This window comes from Amycolatopsis rhizosphaerae (assembly GCF_007713715.1).
Classification (GTDB): domain Bacteria; phylum Actinomycetota; class Actinomycetes; order Mycobacteriales; family Pseudonocardiaceae; genus Amycolatopsis_E; species Amycolatopsis_E rhizosphaerae.
Window position 1 is genome coordinate 1 of the sequence record NZ_VJWX01000128.1, and the last position, 15,259, is coordinate 15,259.

The 15,259-nt window shown below is 71.4% G+C and carries 15 protein-coding genes and 1 pseudogene; 10 read left to right on the top strand and 6 right to left on the bottom strand.

Translation table 11 applies throughout. From position 1 onward, the window contains the following. From FNH05_RS15025 to FNH05_RS15045, 5 genes are all read left to right on the top strand, one after another. On the top strand, positions 1-990 hold a 990-nt coding region (locus FNH05_RS15025; RefSeq protein WP_222426618.1), incomplete at its 5' end, for a YeiH family protein. A gap of 116 nt (positions 991-1,106) precedes the next feature. Further along, on the top strand, positions 1,107-1,319 hold the full coding sequence (locus tag FNH05_RS15030) for a rhodanese-like domain-containing protein (RefSeq protein WP_144588607.1): 213 nt from the start codon (positions 1,107-1,109) through the stop codon (positions 1,317-1,319). A 13-nt stretch (positions 1,320-1,332) separates the two neighbouring features. Next, entirely contained in the window at positions 1,333-2,706 is a 1,374-nt protein-coding gene (locus FNH05_RS15035; protein ID WP_144588609.1) for an MBL fold metallo-hydrolase, read from the top strand. Then, positions 2,703-3,524 (top strand): sulfite exporter TauE/SafE family protein, encoded by an 822-nt coding sequence (locus FNH05_RS15040; protein WP_144588611.1) that lies wholly within the window; start codon positions 2,703-2,705, stop codon positions 3,522-3,524. Before FNH05_RS15035 ends, FNH05_RS15040 begins: the two co-directional genes overlap by 4 nt. 49 nt (positions 3,525-3,573) lie before the next feature. Further along, positions 3,574-3,846 carry a metal-sensitive transcriptional regulator gene (locus FNH05_RS15045; RefSeq protein ID WP_144588613.1) on the top strand — a complete coding sequence of 91 codons (273 nt, stop codon included), beginning with the start codon at positions 3,574-3,576 and terminating at the stop codon, positions 3,844-3,846. 66 nt (positions 3,847-3,912) lie between these two features. Here FNH05_RS15045 and FNH05_RS38070 read toward each other — a convergent pair whose 3' ends face one another. Both FNH05_RS38070 and FNH05_RS15050 read right to left on the bottom strand, forming a co-directional pair. Then, a complete protein-coding gene (locus tag FNH05_RS38070; protein WP_186382555.1) occupies positions 3,913-4,074 on the bottom strand; it encodes a hypothetical protein in 162 nt (53 codons plus the stop codon). Between the two features lie 68 nt (positions 4,075-4,142). Next, the gene (locus FNH05_RS15050; RefSeq protein WP_246127747.1) at positions 4,143-4,790 is read right to left on the bottom strand and encodes a TetR/AcrR family transcriptional regulator; all 648 of its coding nucleotides are present in this window, start codon (positions 4,788-4,790) and stop codon (positions 4,143-4,145) included. Positions 4,791-4,915: 125 nt separating this feature from the next. Here FNH05_RS15050 and FNH05_RS15055 point away from each other — a divergent pair, with 125 nt between their 5' ends. The 3 genes from FNH05_RS15055 to FNH05_RS15065 are packed head-to-tail and all read left to right on the top strand — an operon-like array spanning position 4,916 to position 10,712. After that, a complete protein-coding gene (locus FNH05_RS15055) occupies positions 4,916-7,906 on the top strand; it encodes a type II toxin-antitoxin system Rv0910 family toxin (RefSeq protein ID WP_144588615.1) in 2,991 nt (996 codons plus the stop codon). 4 nt (positions 7,907-7,910) lie between these two features. Next, the gene (locus FNH05_RS15060; protein WP_144588617.1) at positions 7,911-9,056 is read left to right on the top strand and encodes an acyl-CoA dehydrogenase family protein; all 1,146 of its coding nucleotides are present in this window, start codon (positions 7,911-7,913) and stop codon (positions 9,054-9,056) included. Between the two features lie 12 nt (positions 9,057-9,068). Further along, positions 9,069-10,712 carry an acyl-CoA synthetase gene (locus FNH05_RS15065; RefSeq protein ID WP_144588618.1) on the top strand — a complete coding sequence of 548 codons (1,644 nt, stop codon included), beginning with the start codon at positions 9,069-9,071 and terminating at the stop codon, positions 10,710-10,712. A 35-nt stretch (positions 10,713-10,747) separates the two neighbouring features. On the opposite strand, the gene FNH05_RS15070 is transcribed toward FNH05_RS15065, so the two are convergent. The 4 genes and pseudogenes from FNH05_RS15070 to FNH05_RS15085 all read right to left on the bottom strand — a co-directional run bounded on the left by FNH05_RS15070 (position 10,748) and on the right by FNH05_RS15085 (position 13,672). After that, positions 10,748-12,238: a serine hydrolase domain-containing protein gene (locus FNH05_RS15070; RefSeq protein ID WP_144588620.1), complete on the bottom strand. Its 1,491-nt coding sequence runs from the start codon at positions 12,236-12,238 to the stop codon at positions 10,748-10,750. 122 nt (positions 12,239-12,360) lie between these two features. Further along, the gene (locus FNH05_RS15075; RefSeq protein ID WP_144588622.1) at positions 12,361-12,570 is read right to left on the bottom strand and encodes a hypothetical protein; all 210 of its coding nucleotides are present in this window, start codon (positions 12,568-12,570) and stop codon (positions 12,361-12,363) included. A gap of 163 nt (positions 12,571-12,733) precedes the next feature. Then, positions 12,734-12,832: pseudogene (locus FNH05_RS39270) on the bottom strand (TerC family protein); the annotation flags it as partial. Positions 12,833-12,916: 84 nt separating this feature from the next. Further along, complete coding sequence (locus FNH05_RS15085) at positions 12,917-13,672, bottom strand: IclR family transcriptional regulator (protein WP_246127748.1); 756 nt, start codon at positions 13,670-13,672, stop codon at positions 12,917-12,919. A 159-nt stretch (positions 13,673-13,831) separates the two neighbouring features. Between FNH05_RS15085 and FNH05_RS15090 the strand changes: the two genes are divergently transcribed. Both FNH05_RS15090 and FNH05_RS15095 read left to right on the top strand, forming a co-directional pair. Then, the gene (locus FNH05_RS15090) at positions 13,832-14,536 is read left to right on the top strand and encodes a CoA transferase subunit A (protein WP_144588626.1); all 705 of its coding nucleotides are present in this window, start codon (positions 13,832-13,834) and stop codon (positions 14,534-14,536) included. A 3-nt stretch (positions 14,537-14,539) separates the two neighbouring features. Next, a complete protein-coding gene (locus FNH05_RS15095) occupies positions 14,540-15,184 on the top strand; it encodes a CoA transferase subunit B (protein WP_144588628.1) in 645 nt (214 codons plus the stop codon). Positions 15,185-15,259 lie beyond the last annotated feature (75 nt).

The following is a 15,259-nucleotide window of genomic DNA, read 5'->3' on the forward strand; positions in this document are numbered from 1 at the left end:
GATGAGCGGCTTGCCAGACGCGTCGAGACCATCCCAGATACGCGGAGTCCGCACCCCGCCGTCAGTCGTCGGCACGGGCGCGGGGGCCAGACCGGCACGCTCAAGCAGCCACACCGGAATGTGCTCCCGGGCCTGCGCGCGGCCCGCTGGGCGCCGGGTTACCAGGTGGCGGCCAAACCCGTTCTCCAGTTGTCCATCGTCGTGCTCGGTACCGGGCTTTCGCTGCGCGAGGTGGTCCGGGTGGGGGGTGGCTCCCTGCCGGTGATGCTCGGCACGCTCGCCGTGGCGCTGCTCGGCGCCTGGGCGCTGGGCAGGCTGCTCGGCGTCGGGGGCGACGCGCGAACCCTGATCGGCGTGGGCACCGGCATCTGCGGCGCGTCGGCGATCGCGGCCACGACCGCGGTGATCGGGGCCGCCGAAACCGAGGTGGCCTACGCGGTCGGCACCATCTTCACCTTCAACATCGCCGCGGTGCTGCTGTTCCCGCCGCTCGGTCACCTGCTGGGGATGAGCCCGCACGCCTTCGGCCTGTGGAGCGGAACGGCGATCAACGACACGTCCTCGGTGGTGGCGGCCGCGTTCGCCTACGGCGGCGACGCCGGTGCCTACGGCATCGTGGTGAAGCTGACCAGGACCCTGATGATCATCCCGATCGTGCTGGTGCTGGCGGTGCTCTCGGCGCGCCGCCGGGCCGGCGGCCCGGTGCGGCTGCGGGAGATGCCGTGGCGCCGCATCGTGCCGGTGTTCCTGGTGGGGTTCGTCGTCGCGGCGGGCCTGGACAGCGCCGGGCTCGTTCCGTCCGGCTGGCATCCCGCGCTGTCGGGGCTGGGCACCTTCCTGATCACCGCGGCACTGGCCGGGATCGGCTTGTCGCTGCGCCCGGCGGATCTGCGGCGGGCGGGGCCGCGACCGCTCGTGCTGGGTGGGCTGCTGTGGGTGGCGGTCGCCGCTTCGAGCCTGGGACTGCAGGCGGTGACGGGCACGCTCTGACGTCGTCCGGATACCCAGCGAGGTATGAGCTTTCATACCCCTGGGGGTAGTTGCGGGAAACCGGGCGCCCTGTCTACCCTGGACCGAGAGATACCCCTATGGGTATGGGAGGTCGGATGGTTCAGGAGGTCGGCGTGCCGGAGCGGACTCGCGAGGTTCGCCGGGGCGAACGCAGTTACGTCGTCTGCGCGAGTGGTAACCGGAGCCGGAGGGCGGCCTCGTGGCTCGCCGCGGCGGGGCTCGACGCGTGGTCGGTCGCCGGCGGCACCGGTGCCCGGGTGCCGGCAGGGCGGCCGGTCGTCCACGGCCCGCACGGGAACGCGGCGTGAAGGAGTGAGCACAATGCCGGAGATCGTGGCGATCGACACGCCCTCACTGGGAGACCGCAGCTACCTCGTCCACGACGGTGAGGTCGCGTTCGTGGTCGACCCCCAGCGGGACATCGACCGCGTGCTGAGCCTGCTCGAAGACCGGGGGGTCCGGTTGGAGCACGTCTTCGAAACCCATGTCCACAACGACTACGTGACCGGCGGTCTCGCGCTGGCGCGGGCGGCGGGGGCCGTCTACCACGTCAACGCCGCCGACCAGGTGGCCTTCGAGTACACGCCGATCGAACCGGGCGACGAGGTCGCCGTGGGCTCGGCGATGCGGGTGCGCGCGATGGACACCCCGGGCCACACGTTCACCCACCTCGCCTACGTGCTCGAGGCGCCGGACGAGACACCGGCCGTGTTCACCGGCGGCTCCCTGCTTTTCGGTTCGACCGGCAGGCCGGACCTGCTCGGCCCGGCCCACACCGGGGAGCTGGTGCACGCCCAGTACGCCTCGGCGCAGCGCCTGGCCGCCGAGCTGCCGGACGAAACGCGCATTTACCCCACGCACGGCTTCGGCAGCTTCTGCGCGTCCACCCCCACGCAGGGCGAGGAATCCACGATCGGCAGGGAGAAGCGGATCAACCCGGCGCTCACCAGGGACGAGCGGTCCTATGTGGACGAGCTGCTGTCCGGGCTGGACGCCTACCCGGCCTACTACGCGCACATGGGCCCGGCCAACGCGGCGGGACCGGACGCGCCCGACCTGACGCCGCCGCAGCGCGCGGAGGCCGACGAGCTCCGCCGCCGCATCGAGGCGGGGGAGTGGGTGGTCGACCTTCGCCACCGCACCGCCTTCGCGGCCGGGCACGTGGGCGGTTCGCTCAACTTCGGTCTCGACCTGAACTTCGCCACCTACCTCGGCTGGCTCATCCCGTGGGGCACCCCGCTGACCCTGCTCGGCGAAACCGCGGAGCAGGTCGCCGAGGCCCAGCGCGAGCTGGTCCGCATCGGTATCGACCGCCTCGAGGCGGCCGCCACCGGATCGCCGCGCGAGTGGGCGGGCGGCCGTCCGCTCGGCTCGTTCCCGACGGCGCGCTTCGGCGACCTGGCCCAGGTCCGCCACCACCGGCCGGTGGTCGTCCTGGACGTGCGCCGCAACCAGGAATGGCACACCCGGCATATCGAGGGCGCGGTGCACATCCCGCTGCACGAGCTGCTTGAGCGCCTGCCCGAGGTGCCGGACGGTGAGGTGTGGGTGCACTGCCATTCCGGCTACCGGGCCTCGATCGCGGCGTCGGTGCTCGCCGCGGCGGGGCGGCAGGTGGTGGCCGTCGACGACGACTACGACGAGGCTTCTTCCGTCGGGCTTCCGATGGCCGAGGGACGGGCGATCCTGTCATGACGCTTCTGCTCGCGTTACCCGTGGGCCTTGTCATCGGGCTCAGCCTCGGTGCGCTCGGTGCGGGCGGTTCCATCCTCACCGTTCCCGCACTGGTCTACCTGCTCGGGCAGGACCCGCACGCGGCCACGACCATGTCGCTGGTCATCGTCGGGGTGTCCGCGCTCACCGGCGTGTTCGCGCACCGGCGCGCCGGGCGGGTCCGGCTCGGCCAGGGCCTGGCGTTCGGGCTGCTCGGCTCGGTGGGCTCGGTGGCCGGTGCCAAGGCCAGTAGCCTGGTCAGTCCCACCGTCCTGCTGCTCGGTTTCTCCGGCCTGATGGTCCTGGCCGCGGTCGCGATGTTCGCGCGGCGGCGCAAACGACCGGAACCCGCGCCCGCCGGTGACGAGGGTGGCGGTGGTGGCAGTGGTGTCGCCACGATCACCCGGCCGAAGGCGGGCGTGGCCCGTTCGGTGAAGGTGGTGGTCGCGGCCACCGTGGTGGGCCTGCTGACCGGGTTCTTCGGGGTCGGCGGCGGGTTCGTGGTGGTCCCCGCGCTGGTGCTCGCGCTGGGTTTCGACGGGGCCACGGCGGTGGGCACCTCGCTGGTGGTGATCGCGCTGAACAGCGCCGTCGCGCTGTCGTCGCGGCTGCTCACCCAGACCACGACGGTGAACTGGCCCCTGCTCGGCCTGTTCGTCGCCGCGGCGATGATCGGGGTGCTGCTGGGCAACCGGGTCGCTTCCCGCGTCTCCCCGGATCGGCTCACCACCGCGTTCGGGATCATGCTCGTGCTGATCGCGGGCTACAGCGCGGTGCAGAGCATCACCCAGCTGGTGTGAAGTTCGGCTACCGTGGTCGTACCCTGGGGGGTAACAGGAGGAGGTTGTCGTGAAACTCGAGGCTGACGAGCTGTCCGACGTGGTGGTCCGGCTGCGGCGCGCACAGGGGCAGATCGGCGGGATCATCCAGATGATCGAGTCCGGCCGCGACTGCAAGGATGTGATCACCCAGCTCGCGGCGGCGAGCCGGGCGCTGGACCGGGCCGGGTTCAAGATCATCGCGACCGGGCTGGACAAGTGCGTCTCCGCGGACCGGGAAGGCTCGCCCGATGCCGCGGCCGACCGGGCCCAGCTCGAAAAACTGTTCCTCACCCTGGCCTGACCGCTCCCACGCGAAAAGAAAGCGCTCCGCGCCCTGGACGGGCACGGAGCGCTTTCGGCTGAGGGGTCAGCGGAGGCCGAAGGGGTGGCCGCCGCGCGCCTGCTGCTGCTGCGTTCCGCAGGAGCAGCGCTGGGAGACCGGGACATCGCCGAGCACCTGCTCGACGTGCTGGCCGCATCCCTGGTAGGTCGGCTTCTTGCACTGGGGGCATTCGACTCGCTGGCACATGGCGCTCTACCTCCGTTGAGCTTCGGGAACACCGCCAGTATACCCCCAGGGGTACCTGGCGGGGCAAGTCAGGAGCGGCGTGAGCGCGCGACGAGCTGTGTGGCGTCGAGCTCTCCCATGAGGACGGACAGGGCGGTCTTCCAGCGGCGCAGCAGCACCTCGCGAGAGCCGAGGTTGCTGGTCAGGATCGTGGACATGCTCAGCCCGGTGAGCAGGTCCAGGGTGAACTGGACCAGCGTGGGCAGGCGCGGGTCGACCGCTTCGGCGCCGACCACGGAAAGCATGCTCTCGTGGATCCGGGAGAACAGTTCCCGCTCCACCGGGATCAGCGCGTCCCGCAGTTCCGGCTCGCTCCGTGCGGCCACCCACAGTTCCAGTGCCGCGAAGAACATCGGACTGTTCAGGTCGCGCCAGGCCAGGTCGACCAGGGCGGCCAGCCGGCCGGTGTCGCTGGGGATCAGCTTCAGTTCGCGCTCGAACTGCTCGACCCGCCGGTCCGAGATGTGTTTGATGGCCGCGACCATGATGTCGACCCGGGTGGGAAAATGGTGCAGCAGGGTGCCGCGCGCGACGCCCGCCCGGTCCTGGACCTCGCCGACCGTCGTCGCCGCGTAGCCGCGCTCCAGCAGTGACTCGACCGCGGCATCGAGGATGCGGTTGCGGGTCGCCGTCCGGCGCTCCTCCTGCGTTCGCCGGGGTGCCTTCAGTTCCGTCACCCAGATACCGTACGAGTGAACTGTTCTTCGGTCAATTCCGGGTCTTGCGTAACGCCTGCTTCTTAGGGCAGGCTTGCGCCCGCGACAAACAGTCCAATTAGACGGTAACTGCGAAGGTGGGCCGGATGAGCACCCCGAAACCCTCGAAACACGGGCTTGCGCGCGCTCGTGCCCAGCTGCGCGGGCTGGGGCAGCTCGCGCGGGCCGTGGCCGCGAACCCGGAGTTGCGGCGAGAGGTGATCCGAGGGCTCCTGCACCGCGCCGGGCCCGCCGCACCGGCCGCATCGGCTGAATCCGTGGCACCGGCCGCGCAAGCCGGGCCTGCTCACACCCCGCCCGCCGGACTCGCCGCGTTCTCCAGCACCGCGCGGGCGAGCAGGCCCGTACCGGCCACCGTCGAACAGACCGTCGCCTTCCTGACCGAGCCGGCGCGGTTCCCGGAGTGGATGACCCTGCACAGCGGCTGGCGCGGCGAACCGCCCGAGCGGGCCGAAGCGGGCCTGCGCTTCACCCAGCAGGCCAAGATCATGGGCATTCCCGCGGACCTTCGCTGGACCGTGGCCGAGGCCGGCGAGGACGGCCTGGAGCTGCGGGGGACCGGCCCGATGGGGCTCACCTTCGGCTTCTGGCTCACCGTGCGCCCCCACTCCGGCGGCGCCGAGGTGTTCTTCGACGCGGGCCTCGACGGTCAGCCGGTCAAGGGGCCGATGGGCGCCTCGGTCGTGCGCAGCCTCAGCGAAGAACTCGACGCCTCGCTCGCCAAGCTCGCCGACGTGCTCGGCAGGAACGCCCACACCAGGCCCCGGCGCAAGCCCGTGCTGCACCGCGCTTCGGGCCGGACGCTCGACCCGGCCACCCCGGTGCTGGTCGGCGCGGGCCAGTTCGTGCAGCGGGAGCCGGGCACGCTCGACCCGGTCGCGCTGTCGGTCAAGGCGCTGCGGCGTGCGGCTGAGGACAGCGGAGCGGGCGAAAGCCTGCTGGCCGCCGCCGACGCGGTCTACTCGGTGGCCAGCGCCTCCTGGACCTACCGGGACCAGTCGGCGCTGGTGGCGCGGGAGGTCGGGGCGCGGCCGAAGGAGACCGTGCAGTCGAGCAGGTTCGGCGGGGACGGCGCGCAACTGCTCATCAATGCCGCGGCCGAAGCCATCGCCTCCGGCGACGCCGAGGTGGTGCTGGTGACCGGCGCGGAAGCCGGGGCGAGCCTGGCGGCGGCCCAGAAGCGGGGGGCGCGGCCGGACTGGCCCGTCCAGGACGACAGCGTCGCGCCGACGCGGGTGCTCGGCATCGACAAGGTCGCGAACAACCCCGCCGAGGCGGGAGCCGGCCTGGGCGCGCCGATCTACATGTACGCGCTCATCGAATCCGCCGTGCGGGCGAGTCTGGGCCGGGACCCGGCCGCGCACCAGCGGGCGATCGGCGAACTGTGGTCGAGGTTTTCCTCGGTGGCCTCGGCCAACCGCCACGCCTGGCAGCCGACGGCGCTCTCCGCCGAGGAGATCGCCCGCCCTTCGGCGGACAACCGGATGGTGTCGGCGCCCTACACCAAGCTGCTGTGCGCGAACCTGCAGGTCGATCTGGCCAGCGGGTTGATCCTCTGCAGCGTGGCGGCCGCGGAGGCGGCGGGCGTGCCGCAGGACAAGTGGGTCTTCCCGCACGCCGGGGCCTCCGGGCACGACGAGTGGTTCGTCTCGGAACGGGCGTCGCTGGCCGCCTCACCCGCGATCCGGGCCATCGGGCGGGCCGCGCTCGGCCACGCCGGAGTGTCCATCGAGGACGTCGAGGAGGTGGACCTGTACTCGTGCTTCCCGTCCGCGGTGCAGATCGCGGCGCGTGAGCTGGGCCTGCCCACCGACGATCCGGCGCGGCCGCTGACGGTGACCGGCGGTCTGACCTTTGCCGGGGGGCCCGGCAACAACTACGGCAGCCACGCCGTCGCCGTGCTCGTGCAGCGGCTGCGCGACGAGCCGGGCGCGTTCGGGCTGTCCACTTCGCTGGGCTGGTACGCCACGAAACACTCGATCGGCGTCTACTCCGCGACCCCGCCCCAACGGCCGTTCCGGCATCTGCAGCCGATCGTCGAGAACCCGCCGTCGCGCCCGGTCCGCACGGACCACGCCGGGCCGGGCGTGCTGGAGGCCTACACCGTTCCCTACAGCAGGGACGGTGAGCCGGAAGCCGCGGTGCTGAGCGTGCTCACCCCGGACGGTGCGCGGGTGCTCCTGCGCAGCACGCAGCCCGAAATCCTCGAAGCGCTCACCGGTGCGGACGACCCGGTGCGGCGGCCGGTCGAGGTGGCCGCCGACGGCGCCGTCACCTTCACCGGAACGGACCGGCGGTCCCTGCCCGCACCGCCGCCGGCGCCGGTGCTCGTCGAGCGCCGCGGCCCGGTCACCGTGATCACGCTCAACCGGCCCGAGGTCCGCAACGCGGTCAACCTGGCGATGGCGGAGGCGCTCGAACGGGCCATCGACGCGTTCGAGGCCGATCCGGACGCCCAGGTCGCGGTGCTCACCGGGGCGGGTGGTGCCTTCTGTTCCGGGATGGACCTCAAGGGCGCGGCCCGCGGTGAGTTCCCGATGACCGAAAAGCGCGGCCCGCTCGGTCTGGCCGCGAAGCCACCGGTGAAACCGCTGATCGCGGCCGTGGAGGGGCACGCGCTGGCGGGCGGCTGTGAACTGGCGCTGGTCGCCGACCTGATCGTGGCGGCCGAGGACGCGCAGTTCGGCATCCCCGAACCCAAGCGCGGACTGGCCGCCGCCGCCGGTGGCGTGCTGCGGCTGCGGGAACGCCTGCCGCGCAACGTCGCCATGGAACTCGCGCTCACCGGCGATCCGATGCCCGCGGCGCGCCTGGCCGAACTCGGGCTGATCAACGCGCTCGCCCCGGCCGGGAAGGTGCTCGACGCCGCGCTCGACCTCGCCGGGCGGATCGCGGTCAACGCACCGGTCAGCGTCCGCGTCAGCAAACGGATCGTCGACGAGGCAGTGGACTGGACCACCGAAGAGGCCTTCCGGCGCCAGGGGGACATCGCCTCGGCCGCCGTGCTGTCCGAGGACGCCACCGAAGGCGTTCTCGCCTTCACCGAAAAACGCCCGCCCGTCTGGAAAGGACGCTGAGCGCATGCACGAGCTCGACACCCCGGAACGCAAGGCACTGCGCGAAAGCACGCGCCGTTTCGTCGAGCGGGAGGTCACTGGCAACCTCGCGGACTGGGAGCGCGACGGCGCGCTGCCGCGGGAACTGCACCGCAAGGCCGCCGACGCGGGACTGCTCGGGGTGAACTTCCCCGAGAAGGTGGGCGGGCAGGGCGGCGACGAACTCGACGCGCTCGTCGCCGGGGAAGCCTGGTTCGAGGCGGGCGGCTCGTCCGGCGCGCATTCGGCGCTGTTCACCCACGGCATCGCCCTGCCGCACATGGTGGCCGCGGGCAACGAGGACCTGATCGAGCGCTTCGTCCGGCCCACCCTGGCGGGGGAGAAGATCGGCTCGCTGGGCATCACCGAACCCGACGCCGGTTCCGACGTGGCTTCGATCCGCACCACCGCGGTGCGTGACGGCGACGACTACGTCGTCAACGGGGCGAAGATGTTCATCACTTCCGGCACGCGCGCCGATTTCGTCACCACCGCGGTGCGCACCGGCGGCCCCGGATTCGGGGGCGTGAGCCTGCTGGTGATCGAAGCCGGCACCCCGGGCTTCCAGGTCTCGCGCAGGCTCGACAAGATGGGCTGGCTCTGCTCGGACACCGCCGAACTGTCCTTCACGGACTGCCGGGTGCCCGCCCGCAACCTGGTCGGCGACGAAAACGGCGGGTTCGGCCTGATCATGCAGGCCTTCGTCAGCGAGCGGATCGGGGTCGCCCTGCACGCCTACGGCGTGGCCTCGCGCTGCCTGGACCTCACCGTCGCCTACACGAAGCAGCGCAGCACGTTCGGCAAGCCGCTGATCGACCGCCAGGTGGTGCGGCACCGGCTGGTGGAGATGTTCCAGCGGGTCGAACTGGCGCGGACCTACGTGCGCGGCGTCGCCGTCCGCCACGCCTCCGGGCAGCCGCAGTTCGCCGAGGTCTGCGTGGCGAAGAACGCCGCGGTGGCCGCCTGCAAGTACGTCGTCGACCAGGCGGTGCAACTCCACGGCGGAATGGGGTACATGCGGGAGAGCGAGGTCGAACGGCACTACCGGGACGCGCGGATCCTCGGGATCGGCGGGGGCGCCGACGAAATCATGAGCGATCTGGCCGCCAAGCTGCTCGGCTACCACGCCTGACGGGAGACGGTGATGTTACGGCAGTGGGGTTTTCTCGCGCGGCGCGCGGCCGACGAGGCCGCCTACGTGGCACTGTGCGCGCGCAGCGGGCTGCTCGGCCTGGAGACGCCGGGCCGGATCGCGCGGATGGCGGGCGCGTTCGGCCGGTTCGGCACGGTGGCCGCGCTGCCGGTGATCGCCGGGATCCGGTACGCCGAGCGCACCGCGGTGATCGACGAGCGGGGCACGCTGAGCTTCGCCGAACTCGACGCCAGGACCAACGCACTGGCCAACGCCTGGCGCGAGCGGGGCCTGCGGCCGGGGGAGGGGGTGGCGATCCTGGCCCGCAACCACCGCGGTTTCCTGGAATCGGTGTTCGCGGCGGCCAAGTGCGGGGCCCGGATCGTGCTGCTCAACACCGACTTCGCGGGCCCGCAGATCCGGGAGGTCGCGGTGCGCGAGGGCACCGAACTGCTGGTGTACGACGAGGAGTACGCCGGGATGCTGGCCGGTGTCGAACCGCCGAGGGGCCGGTTCCGCGCCTGGGCGGACAGTCCCGGCGAGGACACTCTCGACGCGCTGATCGCGGGGGCCTCCCGCGAGGCGCCGCCCGATCCGGGCCAGGCGCCCAAGGTGATCCTGCTGACCAGCGGGACCACCGGGAAGCCGAAGGGCGCGCCGCGGGCGGAGCCGAAGTCGCTGGCCCCGGTCGGCGCGCTGCTGTCGAAGGTGCCGTTCCGGACGCGCGAGGTGACCGAATGCTGCGCGCCGATGTTCCACACGCTCGGCTTCGCCCATGCGCTGCTGGCCGTGCTGCTGGGATCGACCCTGGTGATCCGGCGCCGGTTCGATCCCGCGGTCGCGCTGGAAAGCCTGCACCGGAACCGGGCCACGGCCCTGATCGTGGTGCCGGTGATGCTGCACAGGATGCTCGAACTGGACGAGGAAGCCTTTCGCGGCAAGGATCTTTCCTCGTTGCGGATCATCTTCGTGGCGGGTGCGCAGCTGGGGGCCCGGCTGTGCGAGCGGGCCATGGCGCGGTTCGGCCCCGTGCTCTACAACCTCTACGGTTCCACCGAAGTCGCCTACGCCACGATCGCCACTCCGGAGGACCTCGCCGACGAACCGGGGTGCGTGGGCGGCGTCGTGCGCGGGGCCAGGGTGAAGGTGCTGGACGAGCACGGCCGGGAACTGCCGCCGGGGCGCACCGGGCGGATCTTCGTGGGCAACACCCTGCAGTTCGAGGGCTACACCGGCGGCGGCACCAAGGAGGTGATCGACGGGCTGATGTCGTCGGGCGACGTCGGCCATTTCGACGCGCACGGCAGGCTGTTCATCGACGGACGGGACGACGAGATGATCGTCTCGGGCGGGGAGAACGTGTTCCCGAACGAGGTGGAGGAACTGCTCGCCCGGCATGAGTCCATTGTGGAGGTTTCCGCGATCGGGGTGGTGGACGAGATCTTCGGGCAGCGGCTGCGGGCCTTCGTGGTGCGGCGGGAGGAGACCACCCTCAGCGAAGACGACGTCAAGGACTACGTCAAGGCGAACCTGGCGCGGTACAAGGTACCGCGGGACGTGGTGTTCCTGGACCGGTTGCCGCGCAACCCGACGGGGAAGGTCCTCAAACGCGAACTCGCGCGCTACGAAGTCTCGGGCGACCGCAACGGGAGTTAGGCCGGTCTCTTCGTCGCCGGGCACGGCGGTGGTGATCACGAACGACGGCTTCGCGGGCGGCATGCCAGCGCGAACCACGCCACGCCGCGCACCACCAGGAACGCCATGCCGGCCAGGACGACGAGGGTGACGTCCGGCAGTGCCTGGAACGCCACGTCCAGCGGCAGCCGGCGGCCGTAGCCGAGCATGCCGACCCCGACGAACACCGCCGCGTACAGCGCGGCAGCCGCCAGCACGTGTCCCACCAGCGGGCGCACCGCCACACGGCCGAAACCCCTGTCCCGCAGGAGATCCGGTAGCCGCCGTGCGCGGCGAACCTGGCGGCGGGTGGCCAGTGCCATCGCGACGAGGACCAGGAGCGCGACCGAGTCGATGACGCCGTAGGTCATCAGGAAGGTGTTGCCGGTCTCGGGAGCGGGCGCGCCCGCGAGGACCGCGAGGGTGTGGTGGAAGGGCGCGCCGTTGTCCAAGAGCACCGGGTTGCGCGAGGTGAGCACCACCAGACCCACGCGGCTGTCGGGAAGATAGCCCAGGTTGGCGTGGTAGCGGGTCAGGTCGCCGTCGTGCTGCACGACCGGCCTGCCGTTCAGGGTCCCGGTGCCCCACCCGAATCCATAGTGGTCGATGCCGTCGATCGCGTGGTCCGAGCCGACCGCGACGGCCGGACTGTGCATCAGCCGCAGGCTTTCCGGGGACAGCGGCCTGGCGCCCCGGTAGTCGCCGGTCAGCTGGAACGTCAGGTAGTGGCCGAGGTCCTCGGCCGTGGAGACCAGGTAGCCGTCGGGCAGCGCACCGCGGAACTCCGGCGTCTCCATCGGCACGTTCAGCCCGAACAGCACCGAGGACCCCTCGACCAGGCCGGCGCGGCGCGCGTCGGCGAGGCTGGTGAAGCTCCTGGTCATCCCGAGCGGGGCGAAGATGTGCTCCTTGACGTAGCCCGCGTAGTCCTGGCCGGAGACCCGCTCGACCATCAGCCCCAGCGTCGCGTAGTTCTTGTTGCAGTAGTGGAAGGTCTCACCGGGGCGGGACACCGGGACCACGCCGGCCAGCGCGCGGACGCGCTGCTCCAGCGTGGTGTCCGGCTCGTAGAGGTCCACGGTGCCCGCCTCGGTCGGCAGGCCGCTGGTCTGGTTCAGCAGCTGCCGCACCGTGATCGGATCGGGGGACCCCGCGGTGCGGAACCACGGGAGGTAGGTGGTGATCGGGGCGTCCAGGCCGACCTTGCCTGCTTCGACGAGCTGCATCACCGCCATCGCGGTGAACGACTTGCTCAGCGAGCCCAGCAGGAACGGCGACTGCGGCGTCACGCCGGAGCCGACCGCGCCGGTCGTCACGGTGCCGTCTCCGGACACCACCGCATAGGAGGCCGCGGGCAGATGGGCGGCCGTCAGTTCGTCTCGCAGGTGGGCCACCGCGGTGTCCACCGGCCCGGACTGCGGCTGTGCCGCCGCCGGGGCGGCGAACACCGCGAGAGCCGCTGCCATGACCGCGATCGCCGCCACTGCCGGCCGAATCCGCCGAACCATCCTGCACTCCTCCGTGTGTCGAGTTGATCACCACGGAGCCTGGCGGAGCGACCGGTCCCGCACCATGCGGCTGACCGGTGGACGGGGGTGGGGCTGGCCCCAGCATGCCCCGCCTCCCGTGACTAACGATCGCCACGGCCAGGGCGAGCGCCTTCCGCTCGCGAGGTCCGTCGCCAGGGGCGGAACAGTTCCGCCACCGCGCGAACGAGTTCCGCCCGCTGGCCGGGCCGGGTTCCCCGCAGGACGATCAGGAGTGCGAGCAGCCGGGCGGCCGCGTAGACCACGGCACACCCCATGCCTCCTACAACGGCGAAGTTTCCGACCAGTCCCATGGCAGTCTCCGGTGCTCCGGGCGCGCTGTGGGCACGCGCCATCACCACGGAGGTCTCTTCCACCGTCTCCAGACTCTTGGCCTGTCCGGTAGTTCCGATTCCGGCACCGCTCAGCAGACGCTATCGGCTGTCGCCGAGTCGGTCGGCCGTGGTGACGAGCCCGGCCGCCGAACAGGAAGTGTAGTTGCCACAGGCCCATCGGCGCGAAGACGTTGGTGGTGAAGACCAGGTAAGCCTGCTCAGTGATGCCGAAGACCGCCGGGTATTCAGACGACTGACATGATCAGGGCGGGTTGTCCGCCGAGAGCGAATACTCGGTCGGATAGCCGGTGAAGAACCGTACCGGTCAGGGAGCCTTGCGGGACAGGTGATGGGCCTCCTCCAGCAGGAGGCGGCCGAGCTCGGGCTGCCGGTCGGGACGGAACCGCGGTTCGATCCCGGTCAGGGTCAGCGCCCACGCCGGTGAGCCGGTGGAATCGAAGACCGCGGCCGCCATGCCCCAGCTGCCCTCGACGATCAGGCCGGGATTGAGCGACCAGCCGTGTTCGCGCGTGGCGGCCAGCCGGGCGCGAACGGCGTCGGGGGAGTGGGACGGGCCCCACTGCTCCGTCAGGTCGTGGGCATCGAGGTAGGCGTCGATCTCGCGGGCGGGGAGATAGGCGAGCACCGCGATGCCCGCCGAGACCACCCCGAGCGGGAACCGGGCGCCCTCGAAGAGCACGAAGGACCGGATCGGGAAGCTGCCGTCCTCGCGCAGCAGCACCACCGTCTCGTCCCCGCGACGTGCCGAGAAGAAGGCACTTTCGCCGGTGGCCTGTGCCAGCCGGTGGACGCTGCCGCGGGCCTCGTTCGTCAGGTCGTACCGGGGTGAGGCGGCGGCGCCGAGCAGGTACAGCTCGGGCCCGAGGAACCAGCGGCCCGAGCGCGTGTCCCGGTCGACGAAGCCCTCGCGGGCCAGCGACTCCAGCAGGCGGTGGGCGGTCGCGCGGGGGAGACCGGTGTCGCGCGCGAGCGCGGTGGTGGTGGCGCCGGAGACGGCCTGCTGCGACAGCGCGCGCAGCAGGCGGCCGACCCGGCCGACCACATGGGGAACCTCGCTCACGGTACCGATCCTAGCGTCCACTGAGTGGACGTCCGGTGTGTGATCGTCCGGCTGGCGAGAAATCCCGGAGACGGCAACACCGCTTCCTTGACGCGGTTTCGGGTGCGGCGTGTACTCCTCACGCCTGCCCATGCACCGGACACAACGAGGAGTTCTTGGATGAGCAAGCTTCGTCCCGACGCCCGTGAGGCGTTGCGCGAGACCTTGCGCGACGGCATGACCATCGCCGTCGGCGGCTTCGGCCTGTGCGGCATCCCGGCCGACCTGATCGAGGTCGTGGCCGAGTCGGGGGTCACCGGCCTGACCGTGGTTTCGAACAACATGGGCGTCGACGGCAAGGGGCTGGGCCTGCTGCTGGAGAACCAGCAGGTGGCCAAGGTCGTGGCCTCGTACGTGGGCGAGAACAAGCTCTTCGCGCAGCAGTACCTCGACGGCGGCATCGAGGTCGAGTTCGCCCCGCAGGGCACGCTGGCCGAGCGCCTGCGGGCGGGCGGGTCCGGCATCGCCGCGTTCTACACCCGCACCGGCGTGGGCACGCCGGTCGCCGAGGGCAAGCCGACCGAGGTCTTCGACGGGCAGACCTATCTGCTCGAACGCGGGATCGTGGCCGACCTGGCACTCGTGCACGCGCACACCGCCGACCGCGAGGGCAACCTGCGCTACCGCTACACGGCCCGCAACTTCAACCCCCTCGTGGCGATGTGCGGGCAGGTCACCGTCGCCGAGGCCGAGCACGTCCTCGACGGGTTCCTCGACCCCGACGACGTGATGACCCCGGGCATCTTCGTCAACCGGCTCGTGGCCGCCCGCCCGCGGGTCAAGGACATCGAGCAGCGGACCGTCCGCGCGCGTCAGGAGGCGTGAGTCATGGCTTGGAACCGCAACGAAATGGCCGCCGTCGCCGCGCTGGAACTCCGGGACGGCGACTACGTCAACCTCGGCATCGGCATCCCGACCCTGGTGGCGAACTTCCTGCCGGACGGGGTGAACGTCTTCCTGCAGAGCGAGAACGGCCTGCTGGGCATCGGGCCGTTCCCGTGCGAGGGGGAGGAGGACGCCGACCTCATCAACGCCGGCAAGCAGACCGTCACCGTGCTGCCCGGCGCGAGCTTCTTCGACTCGGCCACCTCGTTCGCGATGATCCGCGGCGGGCACGTGGACATCGCCATCCTCGGCGCGCTGCAGGTCGCCGCCAACGGCGACCTCGCCAACTGGACGGTGCCCGGCAAACTGGTCAAGGGCATGGGTGGCGCGATGGACCTGGTGGCGGGCACCCGCCGCGTCGTGGTGCTCACCGACCACGTCGCCAAGGACGGCTCACCCAAGATCGTCGAACGCTGCGAACTGCCGCTGACCGGGGCGGGTGTGGTCGACCGCATCATCACCGACCTCGCCGTCCTCGACGTGACACCCGGCGGCCTGGAACTGGTCCGGCTCGCCCCCGGCGTCACCCTCGACGAGGTGCGCGACAAGACCGGCGCCCCCGTCCACGCCACCAGCGTCGCCGTATAACGACCTATACCCCGCCGCTCTTCAGAGTGTTGGCCGTGAAGGGTCCCTTCACAGTCAATTTGACTGTGAAGGGAC